13 protein-coding genes are annotated in these 18774 nt (G+C 38.2%); 5 read left to right on the top strand and 8 right to left on the bottom strand.

Annotated features, from left to right (window positions below; genetic code table 11):
• Positions 1-23: 23 nt before the first annotated feature.
• The 4 genes from ANA7108_RS0114695 to ANA7108_RS0114680 form a co-directional block, all read right to left on the bottom strand.
• Positions 24-467, bottom strand: coding sequence for an SRPBCC family protein (locus tag ANA7108_RS0114695; RefSeq protein WP_016951557.1), 444 nt, complete (start codon positions 465-467; stop codon positions 24-26).
• Positions 468-577: 110 nt separating this feature from the next.
• Positions 578-2032 (bottom strand): 9,9'-di-cis-zeta-carotene desaturase, encoded by a 1455-nt coding sequence (zds, locus tag ANA7108_RS0114690; RefSeq protein ID WP_016951556.1) that lies wholly within the window; start codon positions 2030-2032, stop codon positions 578-580.
• Between the two features lie 495 nt (positions 2033-2527).
• Positions 2528-2695, bottom strand: coding sequence for a CopG family transcriptional regulator (locus ANA7108_RS0114685; protein ID WP_016951555.1), 168 nt, complete (start codon positions 2693-2695; stop codon positions 2528-2530).
• Between the two features lie 583 nt (positions 2696-3278).
• On the bottom strand, positions 3279-4949 hold the full coding sequence (locus ANA7108_RS0114680; RefSeq protein ID WP_016951554.1) for a hypothetical protein: 1671 nt from the start codon (positions 4947-4949) through the stop codon (positions 3279-3281).
• A gap of 330 nt (positions 4950-5279) precedes the next feature.
• Here ANA7108_RS0114680 and ANA7108_RS0114675 point away from each other — a divergent pair, with 330 nt between their 5' ends.
• The 3 genes from ANA7108_RS0114675 to ANA7108_RS0114665 all read left to right on the top strand — a co-directional run bounded on the left by ANA7108_RS0114675 (position 5280) and on the right by ANA7108_RS0114665 (position 6708).
• Positions 5280-5636: an iron-sulfur cluster assembly accessory protein gene (locus tag ANA7108_RS0114675; RefSeq protein ID WP_026104201.1), complete on the top strand. Its 357-nt coding sequence runs from the start codon at positions 5280-5282 to the stop codon at positions 5634-5636.
• 69 nt (positions 5637-5705) lie between these two features.
• Positions 5706-6128, top strand: a complete 423-nt coding sequence (locus tag ANA7108_RS0114670; RefSeq protein WP_016951552.1) for a M48 family metallopeptidase — start codon at positions 5706-5708, stop codon at positions 6126-6128.
• Positions 6129-6465: 337 nt separating this feature from the next.
• Positions 6466-6708: a hypothetical protein gene (locus ANA7108_RS0114665; protein WP_016951551.1), complete on the top strand. Its 243-nt coding sequence runs from the start codon at positions 6466-6468 to the stop codon at positions 6706-6708.
• A gap of 229 nt (positions 6709-6937) precedes the next feature.
• Here ANA7108_RS0114665 and ANA7108_RS0114660 read toward each other — a convergent pair whose 3' ends face one another.
• The 3 genes from ANA7108_RS0114660 to pbpC form a co-directional block, all read right to left on the bottom strand.
• Positions 6938-7858: a TIGR01777 family oxidoreductase gene (locus ANA7108_RS0114660; protein ID WP_016951550.1), complete on the bottom strand. Its 921-nt coding sequence runs from the start codon at positions 7856-7858 to the stop codon at positions 6938-6940.
• Between the two features lie 222 nt (positions 7859-8080).
• Positions 8081-8230 carry a hypothetical protein gene (locus ANA7108_RS30530; protein WP_016951549.1) on the bottom strand — a complete coding sequence of 50 codons (150 nt, stop codon included), beginning with the start codon at positions 8228-8230 and terminating at the stop codon, positions 8081-8083.
• A gap of 99 nt (positions 8231-8329) precedes the next feature.
• A complete protein-coding gene (gene pbpC, locus ANA7108_RS0114650) occupies positions 8330-10681 on the bottom strand; it encodes a penicillin-binding protein 1C (RefSeq protein WP_026104200.1) in 2352 nt (783 codons plus the stop codon).
• Positions 10682-10853: 172 nt separating this feature from the next.
• On the opposite strand from pbpC, the gene ANA7108_RS0114645 reads away from it, so the two are divergent.
• Positions 10854-16565 carry an alpha-2-macroglobulin gene (locus ANA7108_RS0114645; protein WP_016951547.1) on the top strand — a complete coding sequence of 1904 codons (5712 nt, stop codon included), beginning with the start codon at positions 10854-10856 and terminating at the stop codon, positions 16563-16565.
• Positions 16562-17452, top strand: a complete 891-nt coding sequence (locus ANA7108_RS0114640; RefSeq protein ID WP_016951546.1) for a nuclease A inhibitor family protein — start codon at positions 16562-16564, stop codon at positions 17450-17452. The genes ANA7108_RS0114645 and ANA7108_RS0114640 overlap by 4 nt, the downstream gene beginning before the upstream one ends.
• Positions 17453-17760: 308 nt before the next feature.
• Here ANA7108_RS0114640 and ANA7108_RS0114635 read toward each other — a convergent pair whose 3' ends face one another.
• Positions 17761-18645, bottom strand: coding sequence for a hypothetical protein (locus ANA7108_RS0114635; RefSeq protein WP_016951545.1), 885 nt, complete (start codon positions 18643-18645; stop codon positions 17761-17763).
• Positions 18646-18774: the final 129 nt, after the last annotated feature.

The following is an 18774-nucleotide window of genomic DNA, read 5'->3' as shown; positions in this document are numbered from 1 at the left end:
ACTGCCTGTTTTTATAATATCTATCAACCAGCTTTCGCATTCAAAGCGTATTCCTTAAACCTCTCCAAATCCGCTTGAATCGTAGACTCCACCACTTTCCCTAAAAACAAATTATCCATAAGTTTACCAATCAAGCCAGGAATAGCATAGGAAACCGTCATTTTGACAACGCTGCTAGTATGACGATCATAAAAGCGAATTGCACCCTGATTCGGTAAACCATCAACAGATTCCCATTGAATAATTTGGTTAGGAACAACCTTGAGAATGCGAGATTTCCAGGTAAAATCCCAACCACCAGTACTCAATTTCCAAAGTGAAATTTCTGGATCATCTGGCAAAATTTTCACCGAATCAATCCATTTCATCCACTTAGGCATTTGTTCCAAATCAGACCAGAGGCTCCATACTAATTCTATAGGAACCTCAACTTCCACCTGCACACTATGCTCTAACCATTCAGCCATTAGATTTTAGATTTTAGATTTTAGATTGGTCATGGGTAATTGGTAACAGGTAATTGGTAATTAAATCACTATTCCCTATTCCCTATTCCCTATTCCCTCTTAACTGTCACCTAATTCTTCACATTTTCCAGAATCACCTTAGCCGCACGTCTTCCAGAAATAGTTGCACCTTCCATACTGTCAATGTAGTCTTGCTGGGTATAACTCCCAGCTAAGAAGAAATTAGGTATAGGTGTTTTTTGGTCAGGACGGTAAGCGTCCATTCCTGGTGCTTCTCTGTACAAAGACTGAGCAAGTTTAACCACACTGTACCAAGTCATGTTTAAATCTCTGGAAGAGGGGAACAGTTCATGGACTTGTTTAAGGACGTGTTGTGCGATCGCTTCATTACTCTGTTTAATAAAAGGATCTCCCGGTGTCAATACCAGTTGCAACAACGAACCTTCCCCAGGACGATAATAATCTGCTGGACTAGTCAAAGCCAAATCCGCAAAACACGAAAAATCAGCATCTGCGGTATATAACAAATTATCTATACCAGATGCCTGTAAGGGCGGGGTTACCCCGCCCCTACCCCGTTTTTCCTCATCTTCCAGTTCCGTCACCCAACCATCAAACCGTAGCTGCACTGTAGCGACTGGAACAGCATCAAGTTTATAAATATTGTCAAATTCTGACCACTTGCGCCATGCTTGGGGTAAAACCCGCTGAATTCCGGGGACATCACAAGCACAGACATAAGCATCGGCGGTGATAACTTCTTCTGTATCGCCTTGGGCAACTAATATACCTGTAATCTTGGTATTTTCCTCAGATTCAGCAAACTGAATTTCCCGCACTTGGCGACGGGTATAAATTTTCGTGCCTCTGGCTTCTAAATATTCGACAATTGGTTTGTGTAAATATTCGTGAGGTGAACCTTCCAGCATCCGCAGAATTGAAGCTTCAGTTCTAACAGCAAAAAACTGGAAAATTGTCAACATACAACGGGCAGAAATATTATCGCAATCGATAAAACCCAGGGCGTAAGCGATGGGATTCCACAGACGTTTGATGCTGCCTTTACTGCCGCCGTGACTATAGAACCAGTCGGAAAAGCTGATTTTATCTAACTTGCGGATAGTTCTCATCGCTCCGTCAAAGTCTACCAAACCTTGGACAATCGGACTAGTTCCCAGAGCGATCGCATTTTGAAATTTATCCTGGAGTGAAAGTTGGGAAGTGGTGAAAAATGCCTTTAACCCATTAAAAGGCGCACCTGTAATGAAACGGAAGTCTAAAGCCCCAGTGAGTCCACCTTTATTAATAAAAGTATGACTATGTTCTTTGAGGCGTAAGTTTTCTCCTGCTCCCACCTTCTGCATCAACTCAAACAGATTGTAGTAGCAGCCAAAAAATACGTGCAACCCCATTTCAATATGATTGCCATCACCATCTACCCAACTGCCAACTTTGCCGCCCACAAATGGACGAGATTCAAAAATTTGGACTTCACAACCGGCATCAGCTAAATCTACTGCGGTTGCCAGCCCAGCTAGTCCCGCACCTACAATTGCAACGCGCATTCCCTCGTTCCTTTATGGCTTACGCCATGCGGCGCTATCAGTTTCTTTACAAATTGTAACTGTGTTAGTGTCGGAATTTGCTACTCACTTGGGAATTAGGAGTTGGTGATGGGGTCTTCGATTTTGGAAGTTAGGATTTTGGATTGTATGGCAACCTTGACATACCTCCTCGTCCTCAAGGAGCGAGGATTCCTTGACACTTCGCTGGGTTGCGCCACAAGTGGTCTTACCATCCCTCCATGTCCGTTTAAAGTCTCCCCATGCCCTATGGCGACTCTACCTAAATTTTACCATAAAGCCGTTCTAGAAGGCTTGTCCTGAGCTTGCCGAAGGGACGGGGCTTGTATCCCATTCTTTTCGGGTCAAGGTGGTTAGGATATCAGCAGATGATAAAACTTTGACACAAAAACACTTCCAACTCTGTCACCTATCACTTGCTATATCTAATTAACTCCAATCTCAAATCTAAAATTTATCTCCCCATCTCCACATCCCTTAGCCTTTTTCCTTAGCCTCTTCAGAGAGAGGTAAACCTCTAATGAGTTCTCTAATTACATCAGTAGCGGGTCTACCAGTCTGTTGACAATATTTTTCTAATTTTTCCGCTTCCTGTGTTGCTAGGTTAACAGTTATACGTTTAACGGCCCATTTTTTATTTGTCATGCAATTTGCTGTATATTAACACTGTGGAACTAATCTGGCTGCAAAAGGAAAAAATGATAGTATCAGACTTTGCCTCAGAGAAATAGGAACATCATTAAAATCATTCAGATTTTTTGTCAGGACTTACGCAACTGGCACATTGGTAGGGTGCGTCAGACTGCATAAATCTAGTAAATAAACAGATTTTTGATATCTGACGCACCCTACATACAATAGATTTTTGGTGTGACACGCAGCTTTAGTCCTATTCGTTCAACAATTTTCACTCTTTAAAGTATAAATAATCTTGCTAAGTAAGTGGGCATAAATATTTGTCATTGGGACAAGACTGCCTCCTTGCACTGGTTAAATTTTATTTATAGCAGGTGACAGGTAATAATGTGAAAAGTCTTTTGGTGTGCTTACCTCCTTGGTGTTTGCCATATATAATGATTCTTGATGCCTTTCTAGATATTAATTATTGTCTCTTTTGACAAAGAAGAAAGCAGTGAACACAGTTTAATTTTATTGTAAAAGCCATAGATAAACACTGGGGCGATCAAATAGGAATAAAAATGTTTATCTGTGGTAATTACATAAAGAATTATTCAAATTCCAGTTGGGGCATCAATTGGAGAGTACCGAGTCCTAAATCTCTGGGAGTGAGCGATCGCGCTTCAAACAGAGCCATCATATCTTTTAACTGCGGATTACCGCGAGAAGCTCCCGTCAGTCCTTTGGCAATAATTAAGGCGCAATAACCTTGGGTATTTTCACAGCGCTGATTCCATTTTTTTCTAGCTTCGACATGAATGGGGTCGTTATCTAAAAATTCCCCAAACAGGAACAACTCACTATTCTCTGTTTGCAACAAACCCAAATCATAGCGATGGTGTTCGGGGAGCATTTGCAGAGGCATAAGCGTGTCCTGGAAATCTCCAGGGTAGTTGTCAACACCAGGATTAAAACAAATAGCTTTCAGTCCCCCAGCCGCTTCAATCTTCTCGATCACAGTTTTCGCCTTAGGACGGGAAGTTTGCACTAAAATCACGGGTAATCCATCACCCACCTGATTGATGTTCACCACTGGATGGTAATTTACCTCCTTGCGTAAAGAATCTAACATCTCCCAAGCAATCACCCCTAAACTGAGGAAAGAGTCTTCTGGAATCAAATCATCCCGCAAGGAACGGAACACCGTGGAGTCCAATTCATCTTCATCTGGAAGATCAAAGCCTGCCATTTCCTCTAATTCGGCTGCCAATTTAGGCATGGTAGAGACAGTTACAGACACTGATTTAGTTTCTGGATCAAGATTGGGTAAAGAAATGCGATAACGTCGGCTGAGAGTAGGAAAATCATCTTCGTACAATTGACGACGGTAATCGCGCATAAAGCGGATTAAACTTTCCAGAGCGACAAAGACAACAAGTGCTTCTTCGTCGTATAAAACAGACCGTAACCCTTCCAAGGGGTGAATATTCCCAAAAGTCGGTTCAATTTCTGAGATTGGTAAATCCCCTAAATCCTCATCTTCATCCTCATCCTCCTCCTGTTCAAAAGTCAGAAAAAAGCAATCCTGCTTCAGGAAAGCTTCTTCTAAACCCTGAGTTGATTCTTCATCTCTTAAAACATCAGCACGAAATCGCTTCAGAGAATCTTCTGAACGATAGAACAAAATGCCATACTCCATTCCCAGCATTCCCATGACTGAGGTATAGAGTGTTCCTATATCCCACTTATTGATTTCTATTGCTAAAATTTGCTGTTCTTCCAGAAATTCCCAAGGAGCCGCTTCCCAAATTGCAAAAGCCTTATCTTGGAGGATTTCTGCATATTGTGGGGGTAAATCGGGAATTTGACTATCGATAATGTCCGCAAAAGAGCGAAACAGTTCATCAATCAAAGGTAATTCTGGTGAGTAGTCAATCGCAATATCCAAATCTTGCAATACCCCGCGCAGGTAAAATTGAATTTCCCGATCTCGCACCACAATTCTTTGAGGTCTGGCGGGTTTAGCTGGACTTTGTGGATGCTCCATAGCTCGCATTAATGTCCGAACAATTGCTTCTGGCCCCAGTTCTGGGGATACCACATCCATACCTCTAACAATACCTTGGGAGCCATCCACCCAGAGAATACATTCTCCCTTCGACTCTGAGTCTCTGGGTTGAGTTTGTGATGATGATAACGGACGACGATCGCCCTCCCATATAGAAGGAATTTGGGTTAATTTCTTCAACCGACGACTGGTAGAGCGATTAAAACTTGTCATAGAATAAGTTAATCAAAAAAAGCTATTTAGAAGTAAACCGTGGGGAATGTCTAGAATTCGGATCGGATTTTCCCTGTTTGTACCTGAAGAATGGTGACTGCTTAGATGGATACCAGGCTGAAAAAAGAAAAATCTCCCATCTCTAAGTACACCTAATCTCTCAATTCTAGAATAAAAATCCTTTTTCTCTGTTGACAAAGTGCTGACTTTTTTTAGCATCTAGAGACATCAATACAGCTAGAATAAAAGAAAACTAGAAAGAGCAACCCCAAGGCTATTACAAGCCTGTGACGGGTAAAGATGAGATTAAATCAGGAGTTGAAACAGCATATGACACAAGCGACTCAAGCTAAACAACGCGGTATTCTGTTGAGCGAATCAGCATTACACCAGGTAAAATCTCTTCAAGGCAAGCAAGGACAAGATTTATGTTTACGGGTAGGAGTCCGTCAAGGTGGTTGCTCCGGGATGTCTTACATGATGGATTTTGAGGACAGTAGTAAGATCACCCCTCAGGATGAAGTTTTTGATTATGATGGCTTCAAAATTGTCTGCGACCCCAAGAGCCTACTATACCTCTATGGTTTAATGCTCGATTATAGTGATGCCATGATCGGTGGTGGGTTTCAATTCACTAACCCTAATGCCTCCCAAACCTGCGGTTGCGGCAAGTCATTTGGTGTGTAATATAGTCAATTGTTAGTGGTCAGTTGTGAATATAATGACCAATGATTAATGACCAATAACCAATGACTAATGACTATACCAATTGAAGAACTGTTTGACACAGGTTTAGAACGTTATAAAGCCGGAGAATCAGTAGAATCGCTCATTCCGGTATTTAAAGAAGTGTGCGATCGCTCTCCTAAAACTAGTTCGGCTTGGATTTGTCTGGCTTGGTTATATCTACTCGATAACAAAGCCAACTTAGCCTACAAAGCTGCAAATAAAGCAGTCAAGTTAAATCCACAAGACCCACAAGCCAGGATTAATCTGGCCTTAGCTATGCTAGAAACAGGTCAAAAAGGTTTGCGCGAACACATCGATTTTGCACAACAGTTGATATTTGTCAACCAAGAATGGGAAGATGAAATTAAAGGTAGCATTGCCGATGGTTTAAGCAGAAAACCAGATTGGCAGAGTTTAGAAAAAGTCAAAAAATGGCTATTTGAAAAATAATTTGTAATTTTTCAGTCGTAATAGTTCCTCAGTGCCGTTAGGGATAAGTAATTCGTAATTCATTAGTAATTACGAATTATGATTACTAATTCTAGAAGCATATAAGTAGCCATCATGAACTGTGTACACCAGAACACATGAAAAAAAACTTCTTATTCCCCTCTACGAAACAGCGGGGAGGGGTTAGGGGTGGGGTCTTATTTTCAAGTCAGGTAGACAGAATTAAATGTCAGATAAAATTTTGGTCGTAGTGAGCGATAAATCGCTCTCTTGCTAGGTTTGATAGGGCTAAAGCCCTTACTACTAACTTTTTTTATTCAGCCTCATTACTTACAAGATGAAAGATAAATTATTAAACTGGCTAAACATATTATTAGTTGCTGATGTTTTTCTGGTGATTTTAGGTTTTGTGTGGTTTGCTGTCGCGGTTGCTGGTAATGCTTCAGGAATCAATTTGGGTTTAGATTTATGGCATCAACTGTGGATACCTGTATTTAACCCCGCTATTGGTATTCTGATGGGTGGGGCGCTACTGAGTGGCATTACCAGTTGGGTTTCTAAGAAATTTATGAAAAACTAGTTATAGCAGGTAATAGGTGATAGGTGATAGGTGATAGGTAATAGGTAATAGGTGATAGGTGACAGGTGACAGGTAATAGGTGACAGGTGACAGGTGACAGGTGACAGTTAAGAGGGAATAGGTAATAGGGAATAGGGAATAATGATTGAATTACCAATTACCAATTACCAATTACCAATTACCAATTACCAATTACCAATCTAAAATTGAATTACAAATTATTCAAGAATTATTCAAGAATTTGCTTTAGTGCTGTTGGCAAATTTGGATATTTGTACTGAAAACCTGATGTTAAAGTGCGTTTGGGGAGAACTTGCTGACCTTCTAACACTACTATTGCCCCATCTCCTAACATAGCTTCTAAAGCAAAAGACGGCACAGGCAACCAAGAAGGACGATTCATTACCTGTCCCATAGTTGTACTCAACTCTGTCATTCGCACAGGTTTGGGAGCAGTAGCATTATATATACCCTCCATTTCTGGCTTAGTTAAAGCTTGCAGAATTAAGTTAACTATATCGTCTATATGAATCCATGAAAACCACTGCCGACCACTACCAATAGGTCCACCGGCAAAGAGTTTAAAAGGGGTAATCATTTTCCCCAAAGCACCACCATTACCCAAAACAATGCCAAATCGCAAAATTACCAACCGCACACCAGCATCTTTCACTTTTTGTGCTTCTGCTTCCCATTCTTGGCAGACTTGAGCCAGAAAATCTCTACCAGAAGGGCTATTTTCATCAAAAGTAGCAGTTTCACTAGTTCCATAGTAGCCAATAGCCGAAGCGTTGACTAACACAGTTGGCTGAGGATTAACCTTAGCTATAGCTTCCACAATTTTTTGTGTACCGAGTTTGCGGCTATTGAGAATTTTCTGCTTACGTTCTGGTGTCCAACGTTCCTCAGCAATAGGTTCTCCAGCCAAATTTACCACACCATCACAACCAGCAATAGTATCTTGCCAAGCACCAGATACACCGGGTGTATAGGCTAATATTTCTAAATTTGGGAAAGCCTGAGAGGGAAACACCTTATGGGCAAGGCCAGTATTCCGGCTGAAAACTAGTACTCTATGACCTTCATCTTGTAGCCGTTTTACTAAACGACTACCGACAAATCCTGTTGCTCCAGTAATTGCTACTTTCATTTTTAACTTAGGCTAAATCACTATTGTACAGTTTTGCTTTTTACCTCAATTTAACGGTTTTTCAGCTTGTACAAACGAAGTGTGATTTTTTGCCTGAGAAAAAAACTGATAGGACACTGATTATATACTAACGATGGTTTGGAACTCTACTTTTAAACGCAGAGGCTCGCTGAGGTAAACGCAAAGGTACGCGGAGTCTTTGTTCAAGTTTTCGCTCTCTAATTAACTCGCGTCTTCCCAGTCGCTGAGTAATTCACGTTCCTGCTTTTTGGCTTTGCTTTTGCGAACTGGTACTTTCGGAGTACCAATATCAACGGAGGGAAAAGACTGTTTTGTCTTTTTGGCAGATTTGCTTTCTTGTGTGTTAGTCATGGCTAGATGAATTTGATAAAAACTTCAGTCTTAATTTACAAGATCAATTTTTTTTCCAGAATTTCCGGAAGATAAATCAGGTTTTTTAGTAAAACTTAATCAATTTCCAGAATTCTGATATTTTGTGGAATTGACTACAGAAAAACCAGGACGCATAGGTTGGTTATTAGCTAACTCAACTTGAAAAGTTATCCTATCACTCATCTGGTTACTTCTGGCTTCTAAAGTCCAGCTACCAGGGCGTAAATGCCAAAATAAACCATTAGCTGATTGTGGAGATAACTGCTTACCATTCAGCCACCACTCTATCGGTTGATTAGATGCACCAGCTAGTTTGAATTCTAATTTTTGCTGTCCTTCTGTACCAGGATTTACTAAAAATAAATCACCATCACGAGGAGATAAAATTCTGAGTTGATTAGCAACAAACGAATTAAATTGCGGTTGTTTTGCTAACCATTCATCATACTCTGGTGGTAAATGGAAGTTTTGCTGATGTTCATAGGCAATTTTATCTTCTGAGGAGAAATATTCTTGTACGACTGACTGACAAGCAGGTGTAGGTTTTAACCCAGAAGTAGCACAGATGGGTAATTGCACCATTGCTTCTGGATGTGGAAAATCTGGGGGGGATTGATGTTCGTGCAGGTGTAACATAATCCGGTTCCACAAAGGTGCAGCCCCAGTCACACCAGACACCTGACGCATTGGTTCACCGTTGAAATTGCCTACCCAAGTAGCGACAGTGTAATCTGTAGAAAAGCCCACAGTCCAAGTATCACGATAATTTGATGAAGTGCCTGTTTTGACAGCCGTAGGGAAGGGCAAATTTAACACTGAGTCTACACCAAAAGCAGTAGCACGGGCATAGCGATCGCTCAAAATATCGATAATTAATTGCCAAGTTGGCTTTTTGTTTGGGGAAAAAGAAGTTGAGGGCTGAGATTCGGTCAATATAGTTACTAATGGTGTACTTTCTCCCAAACGCGCCATAGTCACATAAGCCCTGGCGAGTTCCCATAAACTCACTTCTCCACTACCCAAAGTCAACCCCAAACCGTAATATTCAACACTTTGATTTAGATGTACAAACCCCAACTCATGCAACCGATTTAAGAAGGTTTGAACACTCACTTTCTCTAACACCTTCACCGCAGGGACATTTAAAGAATTTGCCAAAGCAACTCTTACCCGCACAGGACCTAAAAAGCTGTTAGTGTAATCTGTAGGGCTATATAATTTCGCCCCCGGAATCGCGTAATGAGAGGGAACATCCGCCAAAATAGTGTTGGGACGAATTATGCCTTTTTCTAAAGCTAATTCATACACAAAGGGCTTGAGAGTTGAACCTGGTTGACGCAATGCCTGTACTCCATCATTTTTTCCTAATTTCGCTTCATTAAAATAATCAGGCGAACCGACATAAGCTAAAACCTCCCCAGAGTAGTTGTCAATTACCACCACAGCTGCATCATGGACATTATTCTCAGTCAGAGTAGAAATAACCTGCTGTACTTGTGCTTCTACAAACTGCTGTAAAGGACGATTTATCGTAGTGCGAATCAATCCCTCTTGATGAAGTTGGGTGCTTTGTGTTGCTAACCAAAACAAAAAATGTGGTGCAGCAATAATTCCCTTTTGAAGAGATTGAAAGACAACTTTTTCTGTATATATGCGTTCTGCTTCTAGATCAGAAATATATCTCTCTTTTACCATGCGATTTAAAACATATTTTTGCCTTTGTTTCAATCTTTCCCAATGTTGATAAGGATTAAAATAAGTAGGATTATTAGGAATAGCAGCTAAGAGAGAAGCTTGGGCTAAATTCAAATCACTTGCAGAAATAGAAAAATAAGTCCGCGCTGCTGCTTCTACACCATAAATATTTCCCCCCATTGGGAGACGATTAATATAAGCAGAGAGAATTTCCTCTTTATTCATTCCCGCAGTTAACCGCCAAGATAGCCAAATTTCCTGTAATTTTCCCGAAATATTCCGAGGAGAATTATCTAACATCCGCGCCAATTGCATTGTAATTGTCGAAGCACCGGAAACAATTTTTTTCTCATGAATGGCTTCCTTAATAGCGCGAAGAATAGCCTGTAAATCTAATGCCCCATGTTGATAAAAGCTACTATCTTCAGCCGCTAAAATTGCCTTGATAAATTGAGGAGAAACTTGATTTAAGGGTATAATTGCTGTATGTTCTTGGTCGTGAGTTAGGATAGTTCCTAATGCTAAACCATGCCGATCTGTGAATTGCATTGCTAACTGCTTTTGCGCTATATCTATACTATGAATAGGGGCAAAATAAGGCATTAAACGCACTATCAAGCAGAAGGTAATTACAGTGAAGATGATTTTAATCGGTTTATATCTATGGATATAACGAAAATATGATTTTATCTCTTGTGAAGTCGGAGTTTTAAGAAGACGAGTTTTTAAGTTCATAACTAGAAACTTCAATTTATGTAAAAGGAATTTCGCCAAAAAAGTTTAATTAATATTTCTGAAATGTTAAGAATTGTATGGTTTGTTGGGAACCATTACACCAAGTTAGTTATCTATATACATAAGTAGAGTGGGTATTTCCCCACGACATTATCTATTAAGCTTTTTTAAAATGATGGTGAGAAAACTTTTTAAGTTCCTGTTTATTTTCAGTCTTGTATTAGGGATAACCAGCTGTAATTTTATCAGCATTACCCCAGATAAAGAAAAATTACCAATGGTTACATCCCTCGCACCTCCAAAGTTACCAGATTGGATAGAACAAATCAGTCCTTTGGGAGATGCGAAAAATCTTAGTCAAATTCGTGTTCGCTTTAAAGAAGCTTTAATTCCTGTTGAAAGTCTTGATAGTTATGAACAGCAGAATTTATTAACTAAATTTTCCCTTTGGCCACCTTTACCTGGAAAATTTCGCTTTTTAACACCGCGTATGGTAGGTTTTCAAGCTGATAAAGCTTTACCAAAAGCCACGCGAGTCAAAGTTACTCTCAAAGCTGGTTTAGCAGATTTGCAAAATCATCGTTTAGATCAAGATTTAGCTTGGACTTTTAACACTGAACCTATCAACTTTAGTAACTTACCTGGGGTTAACCCTGCTGAAAAATCGCCAATTGAACCAATTAATTTACAACCTAAGTTACAATTTACTGCAAATTTAGAATTAGATTTAGATTCTGTACAAAAATATTTACAGCTAATTCCTCAGGGTGAAAATCATGGTGTCGGTTTTCAGGTGGAATTAGCAAAATCTGAACAACCAGAAATTGTAGACCCTTTACAAAAGTTTGATGCTTCTGCACGAAATTGGATTTATAACATCACCCCTAAACAAGAACTTAAAAAATCGACAGCTTACAATTTAGTATTTTCTCCAGGTATACTTCCAGCTTATGGTAATCTTCCCAGTGATAAAGAGTTTATTCGTAAGTTAGCGACTTATTCACCTTTAGCATTTGTGGGAATTAAATCTTATGGAGAACCAGATTCAGGTGGAACTTATGGCAGATTTATTAAAGGTAGTCCGCAGTTAGAATTTAATAATGTTTTATTACCAGATATCGCTAAGGAAAATATTAAAATTAAGCCAACACCTAAAGATATTGATGGTGTACTGCAAATTTATGAGGAAGATAGAGTTGTCAGCATTAATCCTTATGCTTTAGAACCAGATACTAATTATACAATTACTATTAACAAAAATATCAAAGATAAATTTGGGCAAACATTGGGTAAACCTCTCACAATTAAATATAATACTGGTGACTTAGCTGGCAATATTTCAGTTCCCTCAGATTTAAATATTTTTCCCACAGATAAAGATTTACAAATAAATATTGATACCATTAATTTACCAGAAGCAAAATATCAAGCAGCTTATCGAATAATTAAACCAATAGATTTAGTTTACACAAATAACGCTGATGATTTATTGCCAAAACCATCGGAGTGGCCAAGTTTTAAAATAGCAGTTAAGAAAAATCAGTCAGTGATTGTCAATGTTCCCTTGAAAGAAAAATTGGGTGCTGCTAAGGGAATGTTAGCTTATGGAGTGAAAGCGCGAACTAATAAATATCAAGAAAATACGAAACAGTTGTGGAGAGAACCTACGACTTATGGAATGGTGGAATTAACAAATTTAGGTGTATTTAGTCAATGGTTTCCAGAGTCGGGTTTAATTCGAGTTCATCATCTTAGTGACGGTTCACCAGTTAAATATGCAAATATTGAAATCTATCAATCAAAATTAAATGAAAAATTGCGCCCTCAACCTGTACCATGTGCAAATGGTAAAACTGATGAAAATGGAATTTTTAAAATTGGTAATGAGCAATTAAAACAATGTTATGATAATCAGGAAAAATTACCAAAATTCCTAGTAATTGCCAGTAAAGATCAAGATTGGGCATTTGTAAGAACTCAAGAATATAGCGGTAGTTATGGTTATGGTATTGATACAGGTTGGGAAAATGGAAAACCAGAATCACGAGGGGTAATATTTTCAGATAGAAAGTTATATCAACCAGGAGAAAAAGCTTGGTTTACTGGTTTTGCTAATTTTTTAGAAAACGGCGAAATTCAGGAAGATAAAAATGCAACTTATAAAATAACTTTAGTAAATCCCAATGGACAAAATACGGATTTAGGTACACAAACTACAAATAAATTTGGGACATTTTCTCTAGAGTTACCAATTCAGAAAAACCTACCTTTAGGTTATTATACTATTCAAGCTAAAGGTAAAGATAAGCGAGAAATATCTGGTGAGTTTCGGGTTGCTGAATTTAAACCACCGAATTTCAAAGTTGATTTAAAATTAAATAAAGAATTTGCACTGATTGGCAATAAAGTTGATGCAGATGTAGTTAGTAATTATTTATTTGGTTCACCAGTTGAAGGGGGAGAAGCTAAGTATTTTATTACTCGTCAGCAAACGAATTTTGTTCCCAAAGGTTGGGAGGAATTTAGTTTTGGTAGACAGTGGTTTTGGCCAGAAGAAAGTCCGAATCTATCTAGCGATGTTTTACAAACTACTACTCAGCTTGATGCTAATGGTAAAAGTAGTCAAACAGTAAAAGTAGAAAAAGATTTACCCTATCCTATGACTTACCGGGTAGATGTACAAGTTGCGGATGTTTCTAATTTATCGGTTGCTAATTCCCAAACTTTTACCGCTTTACCTAGTAACCGACTTATCGGATTAAAAAGCAATTTTGTAGCTGATGCTGGTAAGGATTTTCCTATAGAAATTATGGTAACTGACGCAATAGGAAAACCGCTAGAAAATCAACAGGTGCGTCTGGAATTACAACAGATGAAATATAACAGCGTCACCCAATTAGTCGAAGGTAGCAGAACTCCAAAAAATCAAGTTGAATATCAGACAGTTTCTAAAATTGAAGTTACATCTTCTAATATTCCCCAAACGGTAAATTTAAAACCAACTGAATCTGGTTCATACCGCATTCGGGCTAATTTTAGTGATAGTAGAGATGAAATCACAGCCACAGATTTACAAATCTGGGTGACAGGAAAAAATCAAGTATTTTGGGGTGGAGAAGAAGAAGATAAATTAGAAGTAAAACTAAATAAAAAAGAGTTTAAACCTGGTGAAATCGCCACTGCTTTAATTCAATCTCCCTACCCAGAAGGAGAATTATATTTTGCAGTAATTAAAGATAAACCTCTCTATCAAAAAGTTATTAAAGTTAAGGGAAGTGCGCCACAAATTCAGTTTACAGTTACGCCAGAAATGTTACCCAATGCTGCTGTAGAAGCGGTGTTAGTTAGACAAGGTAAACCACTGAATCAAATAGAAACAGGAAGTTTAGAAAATTTGGCACGGATTGGTTTTACACCTTTTAAAGTTAATTTGGCAGATAAATACTTAAAAGTGCAAATTAACCCAAATCCAATTTCTTTAGAACCGGGAAAAGAAGAAACTCTAGAACTGGAATTAACAGATACTCAAGGAAAGCCAACTCTAGGACAATTGACTGTCATGGTTGTCAATGAAGCAGTGTTACAACTGGCTGGTTATCGTCCTCCAAATTTAGTAGATACTGTTTATGCAGAACAACCAATTTCCACCCGATTTAGTGATAATCGTCCTGATGTTAGATTAGCAAAATTAGCTGCAAAGTTACCCAAAGGTTGGGGTTATGGTGGTGGCTTATCAAATGCTTTAGCAAATACTCGCATTCGCAAAAATTTTCAGGCATTAGCTTATTACAATGGTTCTGTAATTACTGATGAAAATGGTAAAGCGAAAATCACTTTTAAATTACCAGATGATTTAACTACATGGCGAGTTATGGCTGTTGCTGTGGACGGAAATCTGCGTTTTGGGAATGGTGAAGCGACATTTATCACCACAAAGCCATTATTAACTAATGCTATCTTGCCACAATTTGCCCGGTCAGGCGATCGCATTCTTGCCGGTTTATCAGTCACCAACACCACCGCAAACACCGGAAATATCAGCATTAACGGTGAACTCAGCGGTTCTCTCAAGTTCGCAGAAAATAACCCCACAACGAAAACTCTACAAACACCAGTTGAGTCAGGAACCCAAGCTTATCGTTTCCCAATGGTGGCTGGTAATGTTGGTGAAGGTATGGTTACGTTTAGAACAGGTTTAAATAATACCGTAGATGCTTTTACAGTTCCTCTGGAAATTAAACCGTTAGAAATTACAGAACAAGTTGTAGAAACTGGTGTGAGTGAAAAACAGGTAAAAATTCCCTTGAATGTTGATAATAATACTTTCCCGCAAACAGGAGGTTTAGATATTCAATTAGCCAGTACTTTAATTCCTGAAATTAAAGCCCCAGCCAAACAAGTTTTAGATGATCATAATTTACCATTTGCAGAACCAGCCGCAAGTCAATTATTAATTGCTGCAAATCTGCAAACTCTCACCCAAAAATATAATCAGACATTTGCAGAATTTAATCCCCAACAACAAGCAAACCAAGCAATTGCACAATTGCAAAAACTGCAAATAGCAGATGGTGGTTTTGTCGCTTTTCCAGGACAAGAAAAATCTGATCCTTGGGTTTCAACTTACGCCGCAGAATCATTAACAAAAGCTAATCAAGCTTATCCCGGTTTAGTCGATTCTAAAATTTTATCTCGCCTGAAAACTTATTTACAAAATATTCTTACTAACCCCGGACAATACGACTTTTGTAAACAAAAACTCTGTAAATCTCAACTACAACTAAATTCTTTAATTGCTTTATCACAATTAGGTGATAAACGCAATAGTTTCCTTTCAGATATTTATCAACAACGCGATGCTTTTGATGTAATTAATCAGACAAAATTAGCGCGATATCTATCTCAATTTCCTGAATGGCAAAATGAAGCGCAAATTATGCGAATCCAGTTACAAAAAAATATCTATGAAACTGGACGTACAGCAGTTGTGAATTTACCCCGGAGTTGGAGTTGGATGAATTCACAAACTACAACACAAGCCGAAGTTTTAAGACTATTTATTGACCAAAAAGCTAATACCGAAATCCTTGATAAATTATTTCAAAGTCTGCTTAATCTCCGTAGAAATGGCACATGGCAAACAAGTTATAATAACGCCCAAGCTTTAACAGCTTTAGTAGAATATAGCCAACTCCAACCCACACCACCTAATTTTGTAACTACGATAAAATTAGCAGGTAAAAAATTAGGAGAAAATCGTTTTAATGGCTACCAAAATCCAAGTTTTCATGTCAATGTCCCGATGGATAAATTACCTCGTGGTCGTCATGATTTAGTTTTACAAAAATCTGGTCAAGGTAATTTACATTATTTAGTCGCTTACAATTATCGTTTGCAAGGAAATCAACCAGGAAGATTTAATGGTTTACGGATAACACGAGAAATTAGTAAAGTCAATTCCGAGAAAGTTATCCAAAAAACGGGAATGTATGCTTTTGATAAACCAGTAACTTTACAACCAGGACAAGTCTTTGATATTGGTTTAGAAATAATTACAGATCATCCTGTAGATCATGTAGTGATTAAAGACCCATTACCCGCAGGTTTTGAAGCTGTAGATGATAGTTTTCAAACTGCGACACCGGCATTACAAGCCAAAGCCGATAATTGGCAATTAGGATATAAAACAATCTATAAAGATCGGATTATTTCCTATGCAGATCACCTCGAACCAGGAGTTTACAGTTTACATTATTTAGTCCGTTCTGTGACTCCTGGTACATTCCTTTGGCCAGGTTCGCAGGTGTATTTACAATATGCACCAGAGGAATTTGGACGCACTGCGGATATAAAATTAAACATAATAGATGAGGTAATCAAATGAAATCTAGTAACGCTAAATTATTAGCCAAACTCACAGAACTAGCAAGAGACTTAGAGTTTCCTGTGAGTTGTTCATCTCACCCTATTCACCCTTTTATTTGGGAAATAGAAGCGCAAGGAGAATTAAGTATAGAAAATTTATTTAAAACTGAAACTCCAAATTTCTTGGGTTACAGCGAAGGTGGAAAAATTATGATAACTGGAGATTTAGAAGAGTATTGGCAGTTTGTTAGATCACAAGCTGAAAATCGTAGTCCAGAAACATTGCAAAGTTATCAAACATTAATTGATTTACTACAATCTCATCTTACCAATGTAGAATTACTCAAAATTCGGACATTACACGACCCAGATAATAGCTTTCATATTATTGTGGGAATGACAAAATCCAGTGAGTGGATAGGAATTTGTCCGAATATCCCTACAGATGCTGAAGACTGCGACCAAATGGGGATATATAATACAGAACAAATATTTTTAACTGCATATCAACCACAAAACGAAATTACAGTTAATTTACTCAATAGATTACAACCAATTTTACAAGATTTAGAATTTTACGAACCAGAAATTTTTGGGTTTTATACAGATAAAGGTTGGACAGTCAGAGTAGGTGCAACCAGAGAAATGATGATTCATAGTTTATTAGAAGCAGTTAGTTTTGCGAGAACTTTTCCTGTGTGTAAACTTTTCCATGAAGAGGAATATGATGAAGAAGAACTGGAAGACGCTAAAGTTTATCTAGTTTTAGATGAATTTTTGGCAGAAAATATGACAAATTTACGTACTTATATGTTTGGTATGACAGTTTCCTATGTTTTTTATATAATTGGTCAAACTCCCTCTGGTGACTGGGCTGGTGTAACTTCATTAGCAGCTTGGGCTTAATTATAAACTTATCAGGACTTACGCAAGAACTCTCTCAAACCCTTCTTCCTTCGTGTCCTTCTCTTCGAGACGCTTCGCGAACGCGCCTTCGCGGTTCGTTTCTTCCTGATTCTGTGTATCAACCGAAATTAGTTATTTCCAGCATATTAGTAGGGTGGGCAATGCCCACCTACCCTGATTATGAAGAGGCAAAATGTGAGACTATATCATGTCCGACTAATCACTTATCAAAAAAAATCTCCGCGTCAGTCTAAATGATAAGTATATCTCTGACGAGACGCTACGCGAACAACCGGACATGATATTACCTACTGTACAATCTGATTCCGACAGTATTCTTGAGTTGGTGTCACAGAAACAACTTCCACCTCTACAGGTTTGTCTGGCATTGGGTTAATAATAAACTCACTCGCACCCACATGAGGTTTTTGCTGATTTCCCCAATCATATGTATAGCCTAAACCTGACCAAGGATAATATTCTTTGTTGGCATTGGTGTATGAATTGGTGTATATTGTCTTGACGACAGGACTGCTTTCAGGAATAGGTAAAGGCAAAAGATTACAACTTGAATCGTTAATTTCCGAATCAATACATGGTCTGCTTAAATCTTCTGCTTTTACCCACATTTCTACAAAATGGGATTTAGTGGAATATTTATTTAAAATCAAACCTAAATACTGTTGTAGCCTCAATGAAAGTTCAACATTATCGGGAATATTGCTATCAACTGCTTGATATTGCTGACAAAATTCTTTAACTTGTGGCACTGCTGTAAACCAAGTTTGATAAGGTAGCAGTTTTTTTGATCCCACTGGCCAATCTGTACTTGGGTTACTTGTATATTTCCAAGTTGACATTAAATATTCTATTTTGCCATTATTTTCTCTCGATTTAACTTGGGGATTATTTGGAGATAATGCCCACAAATCATTAACTAATTCATCTTCTAGTGGTTGTTTGGCATCTTCAATACTTTCTGCCAATGTTTTTGTCAAAACTTGATATGTTTCTGGTTGATATTGCAAGAGATAATCATAGACATTTTGAGAAACTTCTAATTGGGCTAACTGCGCTTTTAATATCGGTGTACCACTAGTTATTTCATCAGCTAATACCCGATTTTGCCATCCGAAAATAAAAAAAGCACAACAGAGTAAGCCTACACACAATTGATGCTGCCAATTTTTCATGGTAAACAACCTGGTTATTTTTTTGGTGTATAAAAGTCAATTCAAATCCAGATTTTATATTTATTTTTAACTAATAAACCTTAGTATTTATTTTTTTTAACATTAAATCAAATTTAATGTATAAATAAA

The sequence above is a fragment of the Anabaena sp. PCC 7108 genome (assembly GCF_000332135.1).
Lineage (GTDB): Bacteria > Cyanobacteriota > Cyanobacteriia > Cyanobacteriales > Nostocaceae > Anabaena.
Note: the sequence above shows the minus strand (reverse complement) of the source record. Positions and strands in the feature narration are given on the sequence as shown.

Bases quoted from the DNA above. Each gene is read 5' to 3' on its own strand.
- ANA7108_RS0114695 (WP_016951557.1), bottom strand. From the start codon at position 467: ATGGCTGAATGGTTAGAGCATAGTGTGCAGGTGGAAGTTGAGGTTCCT.
- zds (WP_016951556.1), bottom strand. From the start codon at position 2,032: ATGCGCGTTGCAATTGTAGGTGCGGGACTAGCTGGGCTGGCAACCGCA.
- ANA7108_RS0114685 (WP_016951555.1), bottom strand. From the start codon at position 2,695: ATGACAAATAAAAAATGGGCCGTTAAACGTATAACTGTTAACCTAGCA.
- ANA7108_RS0114680 (WP_016951554.1), bottom strand. From the start codon at position 4,949: ATGACAAGTTTTAATCGCTCTACCAGTCGTCGGTTGAAGAAATTAACC.
- ANA7108_RS0114675 (WP_026104201.1), top strand. From the start codon at position 5,280: ATGACACAAGCGACTCAAGCTAAACAACGCGGTATTCTGTTGAGCGAA.
- ANA7108_RS0114670 (WP_016951552.1), top strand. From the start codon at position 5,706: ATGACTATACCAATTGAAGAACTGTTTGACACAGGTTTAGAACGTTAT.
- ANA7108_RS0114665 (WP_016951551.1), top strand. From the start codon at position 6,466: ATGAAAGATAAATTATTAAACTGGCTAAACATATTATTAGTTGCTGAT.
- ANA7108_RS0114660 (WP_016951550.1), bottom strand. From the start codon at position 7,858: ATGAAAGTAGCAATTACTGGAGCAACAGGATTTGTCGGTAGTCGTTTA.
- ANA7108_RS30530 (WP_016951549.1), bottom strand. From the start codon at position 8,230: ATGACTAACACACAAGAAAGCAAATCTGCCAAAAAGACAAAACAGTCT.
- pbpC (WP_026104200.1), bottom strand. From the start codon at position 10,681: ATGAACTTAAAAACTCGTCTTCTTAAAACTCCGACTTCACAAGAGATA.
- ANA7108_RS0114645 (WP_016951547.1), top strand. From the start codon at position 10,854: ATGATGGTGAGAAAACTTTTTAAGTTCCTGTTTATTTTCAGTCTTGTA.
- ANA7108_RS0114640 (WP_016951546.1), top strand. From the start codon at position 16,562: ATGAAATCTAGTAACGCTAAATTATTAGCCAAACTCACAGAACTAGCA.
- ANA7108_RS0114635 (WP_016951545.1), bottom strand. From the start codon at position 18,645: ATGAAAAATTGGCAGCATCAATTGTGTGTAGGCTTACTCTGTTGTGCT.